At 65.4% G+C, this 14,614-nt stretch carries 11 protein-coding genes; 5 read left to right on the top strand and 6 right to left on the bottom strand.

Annotated features, from left to right (window positions below):
* Positions 1-42: 42 nt before the first annotated feature.
* From L0V05_RS00105 to L0V05_RS00095, 3 genes are read right to left on the bottom strand one after another with little or no spacing between them, the layout of a single operon-like run.
* Positions 43-1,743: a peptide ABC transporter substrate-binding protein gene (locus tag L0V05_RS00105; RefSeq protein ID WP_234867145.1), complete on the bottom strand. Its 1,701-nt coding sequence runs from the start codon at positions 1,741-1,743 to the stop codon at positions 43-45.
* Positions 1,740-2,816 (bottom strand): ABC transporter ATP-binding protein, encoded by a 1,077-nt coding sequence (locus L0V05_RS00100; protein WP_319937648.1) that lies wholly within the window; start codon positions 2,814-2,816, stop codon positions 1,740-1,742. The genes L0V05_RS00105 and L0V05_RS00100 overlap by 4 nt, the downstream gene beginning before the upstream one ends.
* Positions 2,809-3,804 carry an ABC transporter ATP-binding protein gene (locus L0V05_RS00095; protein ID WP_234867143.1) on the bottom strand — a complete coding sequence of 332 codons (996 nt, stop codon included), beginning with the start codon at positions 3,802-3,804 and terminating at the stop codon, positions 2,809-2,811. Before L0V05_RS00095 ends, L0V05_RS00100 begins: the two co-directional genes overlap by 8 nt.
* 202 nt (positions 3,805-4,006) lie before the next feature.
* Between L0V05_RS00095 and argE the strand changes: the two genes are divergently transcribed.
* The 5 genes from argE (at position 4,007) to L0V05_RS00070 (ending at position 8,839) form a co-directional block, all read left to right on the top strand.
* Complete coding sequence (argE, locus tag L0V05_RS00090; protein ID WP_234867141.1) at positions 4,007-5,170, top strand: acetylornithine deacetylase; 1,164 nt, start codon at positions 4,007-4,009, stop codon at positions 5,168-5,170.
* Positions 5,170-6,513 carry an NAD(P)/FAD-dependent oxidoreductase gene (locus tag L0V05_RS00085; protein ID WP_234869161.1) on the top strand — a complete coding sequence of 448 codons (1,344 nt, stop codon included), beginning with the start codon at positions 5,170-5,172 and terminating at the stop codon, positions 6,511-6,513. The genes argE and L0V05_RS00085 overlap by 1 nt, the downstream gene beginning before the upstream one ends.
* Positions 6,514-6,591: 78 nt before the next feature.
* Positions 6,592-7,410, top strand: a complete 819-nt coding sequence (locus L0V05_RS00080; protein WP_234867139.1) for an aldo/keto reductase — start codon at positions 6,592-6,594, stop codon at positions 7,408-7,410.
* Positions 7,407-8,090: a VOC family protein gene (locus L0V05_RS00075; RefSeq protein WP_234867137.1), complete on the top strand. Its 684-nt coding sequence runs from the start codon at positions 7,407-7,409 to the stop codon at positions 8,088-8,090. The genes L0V05_RS00080 and L0V05_RS00075 overlap by 4 nt, the downstream gene beginning before the upstream one ends.
* Positions 8,087-8,839 carry a nitrilase-related carbon-nitrogen hydrolase gene (locus L0V05_RS00070; protein WP_234867134.1) on the top strand — a complete coding sequence of 251 codons (753 nt, stop codon included), beginning with the start codon at positions 8,087-8,089 and terminating at the stop codon, positions 8,837-8,839. Before L0V05_RS00075 ends, L0V05_RS00070 begins: the two co-directional genes overlap by 4 nt.
* 60 nt (positions 8,840-8,899) lie before the next feature.
* Here L0V05_RS00070 and L0V05_RS00065 read toward each other — a convergent pair whose 3' ends face one another.
* Genes L0V05_RS00065 through L0V05_RS00055 form a run of 3 tightly spaced genes read right to left on the bottom strand, consistent with a single transcriptional unit; the run spans position 8,900 to position 14,430 of the window.
* Positions 8,900-10,132, bottom strand: a complete 1,233-nt coding sequence (locus L0V05_RS00065; protein WP_234867132.1) for a glucoamylase family protein — start codon at positions 10,130-10,132, stop codon at positions 8,900-8,902.
* Positions 10,129-12,495 (bottom strand): glycoside hydrolase family 3 N-terminal domain-containing protein, encoded by a 2,367-nt coding sequence (locus L0V05_RS00060; RefSeq protein ID WP_234867130.1) that lies wholly within the window; start codon positions 12,493-12,495, stop codon positions 10,129-10,131. The genes L0V05_RS00065 and L0V05_RS00060 overlap by 4 nt, the downstream gene beginning before the upstream one ends.
* Complete coding sequence (locus L0V05_RS00055; protein ID WP_234867128.1) at positions 12,496-14,430, bottom strand: ATP-binding cassette domain-containing protein; 1,935 nt, start codon at positions 14,428-14,430, stop codon at positions 12,496-12,498.
* Between the last annotated feature and the right edge of the window lie 184 nt (positions 14,431-14,614).

The following is a 14,614-nucleotide window of genomic DNA, read 5'->3' as shown; positions in this document are numbered from 1 at the left end:
CGAATTTTCTCGCGAAAATTCCGGCCCCGCCCCGTTGTCAGATCACTTCACGCGATACCAGTCCTGGGCGTTCCAGAGCTCGGTATCCCAGGTGTTCAGCACGACGCCGCCAAGAGTGTTGGAGGCGGCCGACAGACGACCACGGTCGACCAGGGCGACGACGGTGAAGCTGTCCTTGGTCAGCATGTCGTTCATCTTCTTGGCCAGTTCGCCGCGCTTGGCGAGATCGGCGGTCGCCGCCATTTCCTTGACCAGCGCGTCATAGGCCGGATCGCAGAAACGGTTGATGTTCTCACCTTGCCACTGGTTTTCCGGGCCCGGGATCTTGTCGCAGAGATACTGCGCCAGATAGGGCTCGGGGTCTGTGCCGTCGAAGTTGTTGGCGTACATCTCGACGTCGGCATAGAACTTCTGGAAGGTGTCGGGCGAACCCGGGTCACCGCCGAAGAACACCGAAGCGTCGACCTGCTTCAGCTCGACCTCGACGCCAAGCTCGTTCCACCAGCCCTTGACCAGCGCCTGGAAGTCCTGGCGAACCGGGTTGACCGAGGTCTGGTACAGCAGCTTCAGCTTCTTGCCGTCCTTCTCGCGGATACCGTCGGCGCCCACTTTCCAGCCGGCTTCGTCGAGCAGCTTCTTGGCGCCTTCCATGTCCTGCGTCAGGCAGCCGGTATTGTCCGAAGCATAAAGCTCAGGCGCCGGGACGAGGTTGCAGGTCGGGCGACCAGCGGTGCCGTAGCCGACATCGACAAGGGTCTGACGGTCGATGGCCATCGACAGGGCCTGGCGCACCTTGGCATCCGACAGGATCGGGTGCGGATGCTTGGTGGTCGAACGCTCGCCCTCGGGCAACGCCGGGTCCGGATCGGTCATGTTCATTTCGATCCGCTCGACCAGCGTGCCGAAGCCGTTCACGAACACGCCCTTGCCGCCAGCCGCCATCTGCGTCTGCATTTCCGGGTTGATCTGGGTGTTCCAGGCGTAGTCGAACTCGCCGGTTTCCATCACGGCTCGGGCCGCAGCCTGCGCGTCGCCGCCGCCTTTCAGCGTCATCGTGGCGAAGGCCGGCTTGGCCGGGTCGCGATAGTTGGGGTTGGCGGCGAGGGTGACGACGTCGTTCACCTTGAAATCGGTGACCATGAAGGGGCCGGTGCCGATCGGGCCGAAGTTCTGCTTGGTGCATTCCGGAGCCTTGGCGCCCATGCAGTCCTTGAACTGGGCCGCCTGCAGGATCGGCGAGGTGCCGCCGACAAAGGCCTGATAGGGGTTCGGCTTCGGCGCTTCGAAGGTGATGACGACGGTCTGCGCATCCGGCGTCTCGATCGACTTGATGCCTTCATAACGTGCAGCCTGAGCGCAGCCGCCATCGGGGGCGGTGCAGTATTCGTAGGTGAACTTGGCGTCGGCCGAGGTGACCGGAGTGCCGTCGGACCACAGCAGGCCCGGCTTCAGCTTCCAGGTGATCTGGGTCAGGTCGGCCGAAACGCCGCCATTCTCGACGGTCGGGATCGACTCGGCGAGGCGGGGAATGACTTCACCCTTCTCGTTGAAGCCGGCCATGCCTTCGAGGATCAGCGAGGACGCTTCGACGTCCTTGGTGCCCGAGGACAGGTAGGGGTTCAGGATCGACGGCGCCTGCCAATACAGGACATTCACGTTGCCATCTGCGCCACGCTCGGCGAAGGCCGCCGAGGCCAGCGCCGATACCGCAGCAGCGCCCAGAAGGGCGGATCTCAAAATCATCGTCTCTCTCCTTGTTGGTTTCGCTCTTTTGCCTCGATGCCGCCGGTGGATCCGGCGGTCGGTTTTTCGGGTTTGACGAAATGGCAGGCCACGTAGCGGCCCGGGCGCACTTCGATCAGATCTGGATCCTGCTGATGGCAGAGGGGCTGGACCTCGGGGCAGCGGGTGCAGAAGTTGCAGCCCTTCGGCGGATTGGCAGGCGAGGGCACATCGCCCTGCAGGATGATGCGCTGCCGGACGGCCTCATGCGCCGGGTCCGGCTCGGGCACAGCCGAGAGCAGCGCCTTGGCATAGGGGTGCAGCGGATCCTCATAAAGGTCGTCGCGCGGGCTGAGTTCGACGATCCGGCCCAGATACATGACCGCCACCCGGTCGGCGATATGCCGGACCATCGACAGGTCGTGGCTGATAAACAGGTAGGTCAGGCCCAGCTTGTCCTGCAGATCCTCGAGCAGGTTCACGACCTGCGCCTGGATCGACACGTCGAGCGCCGCGATCGGTTCGTCGCAGACGATGAACTTGGGGTTCAGCGCCAGGGCCCGGGCAATGCCGATCCGCTGCCGCTGGCCGCCCGAGAATTCGTGTGGGTAGCGATTGGCAAAGGCCCGGTTGAGGCCGACCTGATCCATCAGCTCGTAGATCCTGGCCAGCTTTTCCTTGCTCGACAGGGTCGTATGCTCGTTCAGCGGCTCGCCGATGATGTCGGCCACCGTCATGCGTGGATTGAGGCTCGCCTGCGGGTCCTGGAAGACCATCTGCATTGTCGGCCGTGTCTTGCGCAACTCTTCCGGACCGAGCGCCGCGATGTCGCGGCCTTCGATAACGACCGACCCGCCCGTGACCTCGTAAAGCCGCAGGATCGCCCGGCCGCAGGTCGATTTTCCGCAGCCGGATTCGCCCACAAGGCCAAGGGTCTCGCCCTCGTAGATGTCGAAGGTCACTCCATCCACAGCCTTGATGTCACCGGTATGGCGGCGCAGCAGACCGGAGCGGATTGGGAAATGCATCTTCAGGTCGGTGATCTCGACCAGCTTGCGGGGCTTGTCAGTGCCGGGCGTCGCAGCGTCAAGCATGGGCAGGCTCCGGGTCCCAGTGGCAGGCAACGTCGTGGCCCGGGCCGACCGGGCGGCGGCGCGGATTTTCACGGGCGCAGCGGTCAAAGGCGTAGGCGCAGCGCATCCGGAACGGGCAGGCGGTAGGATCAGAGGTCAGGATGGGGGGCTGCCCCTCGATCACCTGAAGCCTGCTCGCGCGGCCACCTGAAAGCGATGGCACGGTCTTGAGAAGGGCGCGGGTATAGGGGTGGCGGGGATTGCCGAAAAGCTCTTTCACCGTCGCCTGCTCGACGACCTGCCCACCGTACATCACCATCACGCGATCAGCGATACCGGCAATTACGCCCAGGTCATGGGTGATCCAGACGATCGCCATGCCCAGCTTCTTGCGCAACTCCTTCACCAGTTCGAGGATCTGCGCCTGGATCGTCACGTCTAGCGCGGTCGTGGGCTCGTCCGCGATCAGCACAGCAGGGTCACAGGCGAGCGCGATGGCAATCATCACGCGCTGGCGCATCCCGCCGGAAAACTGGTGGGGATAGTCCTTCAGCCGCCGCTTCGCATCGGGGATGCCGACCAGATCCAGAAGCTCGGCCGCCCGAACCTCAGCCTGGGCCTTGGTCATGCCGAGATGGACGCGAAGCGGCTCCATGATCTGGTTGCCGACAGTGAAGACCGGGTTGAGACTGGTCATCGGGTCCTGGAAGATGAACCCGATCTTGGCGCCGCGGATCGTACGAAGTTCCTCCGGGCTCGCGCGCAGGATGTCGCGGCCCTGCAGAATCACCTCGCCGTCGCGAACCTCGGCCGGTGGCGATGGCAGCAGGCCGATCAGCGACATCATCGTCACGGATTTCCCGGATCCGCTTTCACCGACGACGCCCAGAAGCTCGCCCGGACGCAGGTCGAAGCTTACCGAATTGACGGCATGAACTTCGCCACCCCGCGTGCGGAAAACGGTCTTCAGGTCCCGGACATCAAGGACGGGCGCAGCCCCATCGGGCATTTATCACTCCCCAGAACAGTCTTTTTTGTCGTTTGTTGTCGGCGAAGGGTCGTTGCCCGTCCGTTATGCGCAAGATTGTTAGCCAGATTCCAGCGGCCCGCAATACGCATTCGGCTGTCCCTGCCCCTGCGTCACCCGGCGACCGGGCGGGGACTTGACCTTTGCGGCTGTCCGACGCAGCCTGCCCGGAAAGGAGCGCAAAATGCCCAAGCCCCTGTCACCACGGGAAATTCTGGATCGCCTGGTGGCCTTTCCAAGCGTCAGCCGCGATAGCAACCTGCCCCTGATCGACTGGGTCGAGTCCTATCTCGACAGCTTCGGCATTCCTGCGCATCGGGTCTGGAATGCCGACCGGACGAAGGCCGCGCTCTATGCCCATGCCGGTCCCGATATCGAGGGCGGGGTGGTGCTGTCGGGCCATAGCGACGTGGTTCCGGTGGATGGCCAGGCCTGGTCCAGTGACCCCTGGACGGTGACGGAACGGGATGGCCGGCTCTATGGCCGGGGCACCTGCGACATGAAGGGTTTCGTCGCGCTGGCCGTCGCCGCACTGCCGCTTGCGCTGGAAAAGGGTGTGCGGCGCCCACTGCAATTGGCGCTGAGCTATGACGAGGAAGTGGGCTGCACCGGGGCACCAGCGATGATTGCCGAAATGGCGCGCGGGCTGCCGCGGGCCGCGGCGGTGATCGTGGGCGAGCCGTCGCGCATGGGAGTGGTCACCGGTCATAAGGGCGGCACCGGCTTCAAGGTGCATGTGAAGGGATACGAGGTTCATTCCTCGCTGATCCATACCGGTGTCAGCGCGATCATGGCCTCGGCCCCGATCATCGACTGGGCGAATCGGATGAACGCAGCCAACGCGGCCGCGCAGGCGGCGCCGGTCGCCGCGCTCTTCAACCCACCCTACACGACGCTCCATGTCGGCATGATCGAGGGCGGCACCGCCCACAACATCACTGCCGGCGATTGCCGCTTCTCCTTCGAATTCCGCGTCGTTCCGGGCGAGGACATCGAAGACTGGGTACACCGCTTCCAGGCCGAGGTGGCCGAGGTCGAAGCCGGGATCAGGGCGATCAGGTCCGAAACCGGTATCGCGCTCGACCGGTACTTCTCGATCCCGCCGCTTCGTCCGGAGGCAAACGGCGCGGCCGAGGCGCTGGCCCGCCGACTGACCGGCGACAACGCGACCCGCGTCGTCAGCTATGGGACCGAAGCCGGGCAGTTCCAGGCCGAGGGCTATTCCGCCGTCGTCTGCGGGCCTGGCGACATCGCGCAGGCCCATCAGGCCGATGAATATCTCGAACTCTCCGAGTTCGAAGCCGGCTGGGCCTTCATGCAGCGGCTGGTGAAGGATCTTGCCGCATGATGCCCTTTCCGATCTCCGAAGCCACGCCGATCCGGTTTCCGGGGCCGCCGCCCAGGGTCTGCGATGTTGTCATTATCGGCGGCGGCGTGGTTGGCGTCATGTCGGCCTGGTTCCTGGCCGAGCGTGGGCTGAAGGTCGCGCTCTGCGAAAAGGGTCGGATCGCGGGCGAGCAATCGAGCCGCAACTGGGGCTGGATCCGCCAGCAAGGCCGCGATCCCGGCGAACTGCCGATCATGATGGAGGCGCGGCGCATATGGGAGAACCTCGCGCAAGAATTCGGCGATGCGCTTGGCTTCCAACGCACCGGCGTCCTGTATCTGGCGAACAAGGAAAAGGATATCGCGGGTTTCGAAGAGTGGATGGTCCATGCCCGCGCCCATGGGCTTGACACCCGCCAGCTTTCGGCCGCCGAAGTCCGCGCGCTGCTGCCTGGAACGGCGATCGACTGGCCCGGCGGGCTCTTCACCGCCTCGGATGCGCGGGCGGAACCCTGGGTCGCTGTACCGACGCTGGTGAACGGTGCCGTGGCGCGGGGGGTGACGGTGGTCGAGAACTGCGCGGTGCGCGCGCTCGACCGGGCGGGGGGAAAGGTCGTCGGCGTCATCACCGAACAGGGCCGCATCGCCTGCGATCAGGTCGTGCTGGCCGGGGGTGCATGGTCATCGCTTTTCGCGCGTGCCGAAGGGGTGACCTTCCCCCAGCTCGCCGTTCTCGCCTCGGTCGCCGCGACCGAGCCGATGCCCGAAGTCTATCCCGGCGCCGCCGTCGACGGCGACTTCGCTTTCCGTCGGCGGATGGATGGCGGTTACACGCTTGCTCCGGGGGCCGAACATGACTTCTTCATCGGGCCGGACGCCTTCCGCGCTTTCCGCTTCTACCTGCCGGTTCTGAAGAATGACTGGCGGTCGACCACCTTTCGCCCCTCGGCACCCAAGGGCTTCCCCGATGCCTGGTCCACCGCGCGCCGCTGGTCGGCGGACGCGCCCTCGCCCTTCGAGGCGATGCGCGTACTGAACCCCAAGCCCAATATGGCAACGATCGGCCGGGTCCAGGATGCCTTCGCCAAGGCCTATCCGGCGCTTGGCCGCCCAAAGCTCAAGGCGGTTTGGGCGGGCATGATCGACACGATGCCCGATGTCGTCCCGGTGATCGACCGGGTCGCGGCGATCCCCGGCCTTACCATCGCCACGGGGATGAGCGGGCACGGCTTCGGCATCGGTCCGGGCATCGGCCGGGTCGTCGCCGATCTGGTGGCGGGGAATACGGTTGGCCATGACCTCTCGCGCTTCCGCCTCAGCCGCTTCTCGGACGGATCGAAGATCGTCCCCGGCCCGGCTCTTTGATCTTCCTGCACGGCGGGGTTTTCGCGGCCCCGACGCGGTGATACCTCTGCAAGTGGCAAGGCTGCCCGGAGCGCAGAGATGACCCCGAAGATCCCCTTCAACGACGGCCATGCCATCCCTGCGCTTGGTTTCGGGTTGTGGCAGGTTCCGGCTGACCAGACCGCCCGCGTCACTCGCGAAGGGCTTCAGGCCGGCTACCGTCTGGTCGACGGTGCCGCGATCTATGGCAACGAGGAAGGGCAGGGCGAGGGCATCCGCAACTCGGGCGTGCCGCGCGACGAGATCTTCGTGACGACGAAGTGCTGGAACAGCGACCAGGGCTACGACAAGGCGCTACGTGCCTTTGACGCGAGCCTCAAGCGACTGGGGCTTGAGCGTGTCGACCTCTACCTGATCCACTGGCCCTGTCCGGACAAGAACTTGTTCGTAGACACATGGCGCGCCCTCATCCGGTTGCGTGAGGAAGGGCGGGCGACGTCCATCGGTGTCTCGAACTTCCACAGTCCGCATCTGGAGCGGCTCATCGCCGAAACCGGCGTCACGCCGGCGCTGAACCAGATCGAGCTCAATCCCCGCCTGCAGCAGGCCGCGCTGCGCGCAGCCCACGCCCGCATGGGCATCGTCACCCAAAGCTGGACGCCCCTCGGCGAACGGCGAAGTTTCGACCATCCGGTTGTGCAAGGCCTCGCGCAGCGCACCGGCAAAAGCCCGGCGCAGGTCATCCTCCGCTGGCATCTGCAGCTTGGCTGCTCGGTCATCCCGCGCTCGACCCGCGCGGCGGGACTGGCCGAGAACCTCGATCTCTTCGGTTTCGAACTGACCGAAGCTGAGATGGCATCAATGGCCACGCTCGACATGGGCGAGCGCTGCGGCCCCAACCCCGATCGTTTCTCGTGACTGCGTCGCTGATCCCCGTCCTTGCCTTGCGCGAGCCAGCTGTGGCTGCGACGCTGCTGACCACAGTCTTTGGCTTCGACGCCTTGTCATCCGGTCGCCTCGCGCTCGGCAGCCAGGTGATCGCGCTGGAACAGGTCGTGTCTGGCCCCACCGGCCACGGTCCGATCGACCATCTTGCGCTCGCCGTGGACGCGGTGCCGGCGGCGCTTCAGGCGGCCATTGCCCGTGGCGGTCACCTTGATCGGGCGGTGACGCCCGACGGCCCGCGTTTCATCCCCGAATTCTGGACCAAGGGCGCGGCCTTCGTCTTCCTCGAGGGGCCGGAAGGCGCGCGGATCGAGTTCTGCGCGCGCCCCGGCGATCCGCGCCCCAGTCTGCCGGGCCATGACCATATCGGCATTGCCTGCGCCGATTTCGGGGCGGTGCGGGCGTTCTTCCTGGCGCAGGGCTGCCGCGAAGTCGCGGCCCATCGGCTGAGCGACGCCACGGGCGAAACCCCGGTAGGATTCCTCGAGTTCGGGCAAAGCATGGTCGAGATCTACAGCCCCCCAGAGCTGCGCGCCAACCCGCCGGGTCCGGTCGCCGTCCCGCATTGGCGCCGGCTGATCGTCGAGGGGGTGCCGGGCTTCACCACGGTGGCCGGCCCGGAGGGCATCATCCTTGAGGGAGGTTCGGCATGAGACTGGCACTCTGGCAGGGGCAATCGCCGCAGGGCGACCTGGCCCAAGGCATCGCAACAGTCAAGCAGATGCTCGTCGCCGCCGGTGCCGCGGGCGCCGAGATGGCCGTCTTCCCCGAGGTGTTCCTGCCGGGATACAACGTTGCCGATCCCGGCATCGGCGCCCGCACGGCAGAGGAATGGCAGGCGGAGCTGTCGCCCTTGGCCAAGGCGGCTGGCTGCGGGCTGACCATTGGCTTGGCTGAGCGCGCTTGCGGCGAACTCTACAACTCCGCCCTCTGTCTCGATGCAACGGGCGCGGTGCTGGCGCTTTACCGCAAGACGCAACTGTTCGGGCCGCGCGAGTCGAGATTCTATCGCCCGGGCCGAGAAATCCCGTTGTTCCGCCTTGGCGGCAAGATTTGTGCACTCCTGATCTGCTATGACATCGAATTTGCGCCGCTGATCCGCGATCTGGCGGGCCGGGGAGTCGAGCTGATCCTGTGCCCGACGGCGAACATGACGCCCTTCATCCATGTGCCGCGCCTGACCGTGCCATCGCAGGCTGTGAACCATGCGGTTGCCATCGCCTATGCCAATTACTGCGGGGTCGAGGGCGACCTGGCCTATGTCGGCTGCTCGGTCCTGGTGAATGCCGATGGCGCGATCCTGGCGCGGGCGGGCGACGCGCCGGCGCTTCTCATCGCTGATCTTCCGCCGCCCGATCCGGTGCTCTTGTCGACTCAGCTTGCGGATTTCCGGCCGCTCTGACGATTTCTCTAGGAGAGATCCTCAACCGTCGCGCCTGAATTTTCGCAGAAAATTCGTAACTTACGCGACTGCGGCGAGCCGGAAGCCCAGCCGCGTCAGCCCCGCCCGAACCTCGGGCACCGACATGAAGAGCCGCCAAAGCAGCCCAGACCGGGCATTCTCGATCATGGCGATGATCGGCCCTTGGTCGATGGCGATATGGCTGCCGGCAATCCAGTTGCGCTCCGGGCAGAAGCTGTCGACGAAGCCGTAGGGTCCCATCAGCGCACCTTCGAAATCCTCGTGGTAATGGCGCAGCGCCTTCATCGAGGCGGTCGGTGCATAGGGCAGCGAGGCGAGCGCGGCGGTCGGCGCGATCACGCCGTGGTCATTCGTGGGCGAGAAGGCGTTGTAGCCGTCCGGTCCGTCGCAGGCGGTCAGCCCCCAGGCCGGGCCGTAGCCTGCGAACCGCCCCGGATTGGCCCGGCAATGGGCCAGATTGATCCGGGCATGGGCGCGGTTCTGTTGCCAGAAATCGGTGACGCCATCGGTCAGCCCGCGTGGATCGAGCCCGAGGAAACTGTAATGCGAAAAGAACAGCGGCCCGCCCAGTTCGGGCCCGAGCGGCAGTCGGATATGGTGGTAGCTGCGCCCGTTGAGGTAGGTCGTGCTGTTCTTCCAGCCGCGCTCATAGGCGCCGACCCCGATCGCATGAGTGGGCGAGGCGGCGGCTAGAACATAGGCCATCAGTCCTTCGTGCCAGCCCCGGATCGGCAGGTCCGGCCCCCATTCGACATGCGGGCTCCAGTGCCACATCAGCCGGTCGGGGCCGTCGCAGAACCCCGTCCAGTCCACCTCGCGCCAGAGCCGGTCAATCAGCCTTGCGGTCTTGTGTTCCGCGCCGAGCCATTGCCGCGCGGTCAGAAGTCCCATCATCAGGAAGGCCGTCTCGACGATGTCGCCGCCGTCGTCGTTCTTCGAAAAGGCGATGGTCGCGCCGGTCTCGCCGTTCAGCCAATGCGGGAAGGCGCCGCGATAGCGAGGAGAGCTGGCAAGGAAGTCCACAATGCGATCGATCCGCGCCTCGGCCTCGGTCCGGGGCAGGAAGCCGCGCTCGGCCCCGGCGATCATCGCCATGACGCCAAAGCCGGTGCCGCCGGTCGTGACGGTGGCGAGCGTGTCATAGGTCGCGTCGCCGCCAAAGCGTTCGCGGGCCATGCCGCTGGTCGGGTGGGCATAGTCGGTGAAGTACCGCAGGGTCTCGCGCTGAGCGAAATCCAGAAGCTCTTTGTTCGACAGACGCTTGCGGGTCATTTCTGCCAGGTCACGCGAACGGTTTGCACGTGCTCGGCATCCGGCCCGACCATGATGTCGAAGGCGCCCGGTTCCCAGATATGAACGACGTCGGAAATCGACGGTCCGGCCCAGAACTTCAGCGCCTCGGTCGTGACCGAGAAGGTCACCTCGCGGGTTTCGCCGGGCGCAAGCTCGATCCGCTCGAAACCCTTGAGCTCGCGCACGGGGCGCGAGATCGTGGCGACCGGATCGCGCAAGTAAAGCTGCACCAGCTCGGATCCAGCCCGACTGCCCGTGTTGCTCACGGGAACGGTGACCTTAAGCACGTCCGCCTCGCCCTGAAGCATGGTCTTGCTGACCTTCAGCGCGCCGTAGGTGAAATCGGTATAGGTCAGACCAAAGCCGGCGGGGAAAAGCGGGGTGATCGGTCCCTCGATGATCGTGGCTGTCGTGAACTTGCGGAAGACGTGATTGCCCTGCGCGTCGACTTCGGTGTCTCCGGGAATGTCCACGCCCGCGCCCATCTGCGGCCGGCCGGTCGGCAGATCCTCGGTCCGCAGCGGCAGTTGGCCGACATTGCGCGGAAAGGCCTGGCTCAGCCGGCCGATGGGCGCGACCTTGCCGAAGATCACATCGGCCAGACCATTGCCGCCCTCGTTGCCTGGATGACCGCTCCAGATCAGGGCATCGACCTGAGGCACCTCGGCGGACAGGGCCAGCGGCCGCCCGGCGATGGTCAAGAGGATCAGGGGCTTGCCTTGCTTTCTTGCCAAGGCCGAGATCGCCGCGACCAGCTCCGATTGCGCACCGGGAAGGGTGATGTCGGCGCGGGTCGAGCTTTCGCCCGCATGTTCCTTCGCCTCGCCAAGGCAGAGGAGGATCGCATCGGCCTCGCTGGCCATCTCCAGCGCCTCGGTGCGCATCGTTTCGGGGCTGAGCGGGCCGATCACGGCCGAAGGCATCTGCGCATTGTGGACGTTGAGCCGTCGCGCGATGTTTGCATCGTCGACCATGTTGCAGCCCTTGGCGTGCAACACCTGTGTCGCCGGGCCGACGGCGGCGCGAATGCCTTCCAGCACGGTGACCGAATGGTCGGGCTGTACGTCGATGGCCCAGGTTCCCTGCATGTCGATCCTGTCGTCGGCGAGCGGCCCGATCACCGCGAGCTTCGCGATGGCAGGCGACAGGGGCAGGACGCCCTCGTTCTTGAGCAGCACACAGGATTTCGCGGCGGCCTCGCGCACCAGGGCCACGTGTTCGCGCGAATAGATGACACTGCGCCGGGCGGGCTCCATGCCGAGATAGGGGTCATGGAACAGGCCAAGCCGCCACTTCGCCCGAAGGATGTCGCGGCAGCGGTCGGTCACTTCCGCCTCGGTGACCGGGCCAAAGCGGAAGGCGCTGCCCTCGACATGGAACGCCTCCGGCGTGCGCTGGCCTTCCTCGACAAGGCCGCGCAGGTATTTCACGAAGGCCTGGCTGACCAGGTCGACATGCACCCCGGCCTTGAACGCCAGATAGGCCGCCTCGCGGCCGTTGGCGGCGATGCCGTGGTTGACCAGTTCGGGGTCGATGGCGGTGAAGTCGGTGACGATCAGGCCGTCAAAGCCGAACCGGCCCTTCAGCACGTCACGCAGCAGGGCCATATTCGCCGTCGCGGGCACGTCGTTGACGGTGTTGAAAGAGACCATGATCGCGCCTGCGCCCGCCTCGATCCCGGCGCGGAACGGCTCCATGATCCGGCAAAGTGTGGCGGGGCTGACTTCGACCCCGGCATAGTCCCGCCCCGCCTGCGCCAGACCGTAGCCGGCGAAATGCTTCAGGGTGGCGATGAAGCGGTCGGGCTGGGCGATGTCGCCATCCGGTCCCTCATAGGCGCGCACGATGGTTTCGGCGATCTTCATGCCGAGGTAAGGAAACTCGCCATTGCCTTCCGCCACGCGGCCCCACCGGGCATCGTAGGTGATGTCGATCATTGGCGACCAGTTGATGTTGACGCCATCCGCCCGCGCCTCGCGCGCGCACATCTCGTTGATCCGCCGGATCAGGTCGAGGTCCCAGCTGCAGGACAGCCCGAACGGGATAGGCCCCCCGGTGCGGTAGCGCTGGACGCAGTCGCGACCGAAGAACAGGGGTACGCCGCTAGGACCTTCGCTGATCGCAAGTTCCTGCAGGGCGCGGCGCTCTTCTGCATTCGCCCCGGCCGAGACGCCGCCGACCTGGCCGCGGCGGATCAGCGTTTCACTGTCTACCGAGTCGGAAACCCCGGTCGTGTCGATCCCCGACCCGCCCGGATAGTTGAGCTGCCCGATCTTCTCGTCGAGGGTCATCCGCTTCAGCAGCGCGTCAATGAAGGTTTCGGCGGCGGCCCTGTCAGTCATTTATGCCCGTGCCTCGTTCTTGGGTTGGGTCGGATGCAGGGCCACGACCTCGGCCCGGACATCATGTGCGTCCACATAGCGGCGGAGCGAGATGATGCCCCCTTCAATCTCTGCAATCTGATCGAAGACCGGGCTTCCGTCACCAAGTACCGGCATCATCCGGTTGTGGATACTGCCGATCACGGTCAGGCCCGGACAATAGGCCTTGAGCAAAGTATAGAATTCGCGCTGTGCACCGGGGTCGAGCCCTGCCGTCGTCTCGTCAAGGAAGGCGACCTCGGGTTTCAGGAGAAGCAGCCGCGCAAGGATGATGCGCTTCTTCTGCCCTCCTGACAGCGCTCGCTCCCAGGGGCGACCGTTGCAGGTGCGCTCGTTCATCGCCCGCAGGAAATCGGGCGATCCGAGCCCGGCCTGCGCCAGAACCGCGGCCACCTCGATATCGTCGAAGCTGTCCTCGTCTTCGGACCCGCAGATCAGCTGCTTCAGCGTCGTGTCGGGGATGCGCTGGTCCTGGAAGGCGTAGAAGGGCTTGCGACCATCGGGCAGGAAAACCACGGCGCGGCCATAGTCCTTCTGCCCCATCAGCGCGTTCAGGAACGAGGTCTTGCCGCTGCCCGAGGCGCCGACCAGGGCCGTCCAGCTGCCGGCGGGGAACCTTAGGCTTTCGCCCTCCATCCGCAGGAAAGGCTGGGCGTCCTTGCCGGCATGCATGAGTTCCAGCTTGCGCACCACGATGCCCTTGCCGCTTTCATGGGTTCGGTAGCGGAAGTCGTGGATGCCGGTGGACTGGAAGTAATCGCGTACGTCCTGAACCCGCTCGATAGCGGCGGCATATTCGGTGACCCGGTCGATGTCGGCGTTCAGGCTGGACAGGGCGGGGGTGACGTTGATGAGCCAGGAAAAGCCGCCGGTCAACTGGCCGACGAGCGCGGCGGTGGTGATGTAGGTCTGAAAGTCGATCTGGCCTTGGGCATAGGCGGGCAGGGCCAGGACCGAGGCGAGGATCTGCAGCGAGAAGGTGTTGTAGAAGTCGTTCAGCCCGATGAAGCCCGCGTTCAGCACGTTGTTGCGGAACCAGACCTGGTCGATGGCAGAGTAGAGGCGCCGATTGATCTTGCCCTGCACCCGCTCGCCATCCGACGCGGTGATCTGCGAGGCGCGGCGGAACATGGTGTTGAGCTCGCCCCGGAAGGCGCCCTCGGCCTCCTGAAACTGGCGGTTGACGCCGCGCATGACCTGGCCGATGCGCGAGAAGCCCCAGGTGCAGAGCAGCGCGAAGGGAACGATCACGCCAAGCGTCAGCGCAAAGGACCCGGCATGGCCCAAGGCGGGGGCCTGTTCGATCGGGGTCGAGATCTGCCACAGCTTGCGCGAGACCTCGAAGGCGCTGGCGGCCACGGTGGCGATCCCGATGGCGAGCCCGATGAAGCTGCCGGTCAGTCCCTTGATGCATTCCTGCTGGCGCTGGTCGAGGCTGTCGAGCTTGGGGTCCGACTGGATGTTCAGTATGACGTTGCGGTCCGAAAGCGTCGCACGAGTGAACTGCTCGTTCAGCCAGGCGCGCCAGCGGCGGTGGAGGTTCTGCGCGAGGTAGTGGCGGAAGGCGATTGCGACGATGCTGAGCGTGATCATCGTCATCAGCATGGTTCCGGCCTGCACGAAGGCATTGAAAGGATAGAGGTTTCCCGGCGTGCGGTAGGTGGCCTTGGCGCTTTCGAAGGCGCCTGCGCTTTCGGCGATCCAGATGCCGACCTTGGCGATCAGCCAAGTCAGAAGGGCGATGACGATGGTGTGGGCCCAGGCCACGCCACGAACGTCCGACCGCCAATAGGCCGTCAGGAGGCCGCGCGCATCCTGCATGCCCGCAACCTCGGTCCGTGTCGGCCGCCCCGGTGGGCCAGAGCGGAATTCCTCTCCGTCTGGCCTTACCACCATGTCTTGCGCCTCGGTCTCCGCATTGCCTTTCCGGTCTCCTCCCGTTCCCAGTCTCAAGCCCGCGGATGGCAGGACTGTGGCCCGGTAAGGCGATGATTGCGGCGTGGCAGGTGGCGGTAAAGAAAAGTCTGCAGTATCTGGTTAATGCTGCAATGCGGCGTAACCTATTGGCATCACTCGAAAA

This window comes from Alitabrizicola rongguiensis (assembly GCF_021491355.1).
In the GTDB taxonomy this organism is placed as follows: Bacteria; Pseudomonadota; Alphaproteobacteria; order Rhodobacterales; family Rhodobacteraceae; genus Aliitabrizicola; species Aliitabrizicola rongguiensis.
The sequence above is the reverse complement of the archived record's forward strand: the minus strand, read 5'-3'. Positions and strand labels throughout refer to the sequence as shown.

What these genes read in the sequence shown, in the direction of transcription:
- L0V05_RS00105 (WP_234867145.1), bottom strand. Translation starts at nt 1,743, where the DNA reads ATGATTTTGAGATCCGCCCTTCTGGGCGCTGCTGCGGTATCGGCGCTG.
- L0V05_RS00100 (WP_319937648.1), bottom strand. Translation starts at nt 2,816, where the DNA reads ATGCTTGACGCTGCGACGCCCGGCACTGACAAGCCCCGCAAGCTGGTC.
- L0V05_RS00095 (WP_234867143.1), bottom strand. Translation starts at nt 3,804, where the DNA reads ATGCCCGATGGGGCTGCGCCCGTCCTTGATGTCCGGGACCTGAAGACC.
- argE (WP_234867141.1), top strand. Translation starts at nt 4,007, where the DNA reads ATGCCCAAGCCCCTGTCACCACGGGAAATTCTGGATCGCCTGGTGGCC.
- L0V05_RS00085 (WP_234869161.1), top strand. Translation starts at nt 5,170, where the DNA reads ATGCCCTTTCCGATCTCCGAAGCCACGCCGATCCGGTTTCCGGGGCCG.
- L0V05_RS00080 (WP_234867139.1), top strand. Translation starts at nt 6,592, where the DNA reads ATGACCCCGAAGATCCCCTTCAACGACGGCCATGCCATCCCTGCGCTT.
- L0V05_RS00070 (WP_234867134.1), top strand. Translation starts at nt 8,087, where the DNA reads ATGAGACTGGCACTCTGGCAGGGGCAATCGCCGCAGGGCGACCTGGCC.
- L0V05_RS00065 (WP_234867132.1), bottom strand. Translation starts at nt 10,132, where the DNA reads ATGACCCGCAAGCGTCTGTCGAACAAAGAGCTTCTGGATTTCGCTCAG.
- L0V05_RS00060 (WP_234867130.1), bottom strand. Translation starts at nt 12,495, where the DNA reads ATGACTGACAGGGCCGCCGCCGAAACCTTCATTGACGCGCTGCTGAAG.
- L0V05_RS00055 (WP_234867128.1), bottom strand. Translation starts at nt 14,430, where the DNA reads ATGGTGGTAAGGCCAGACGGAGAGGAATTCCGCTCTGGCCCACCGGGG.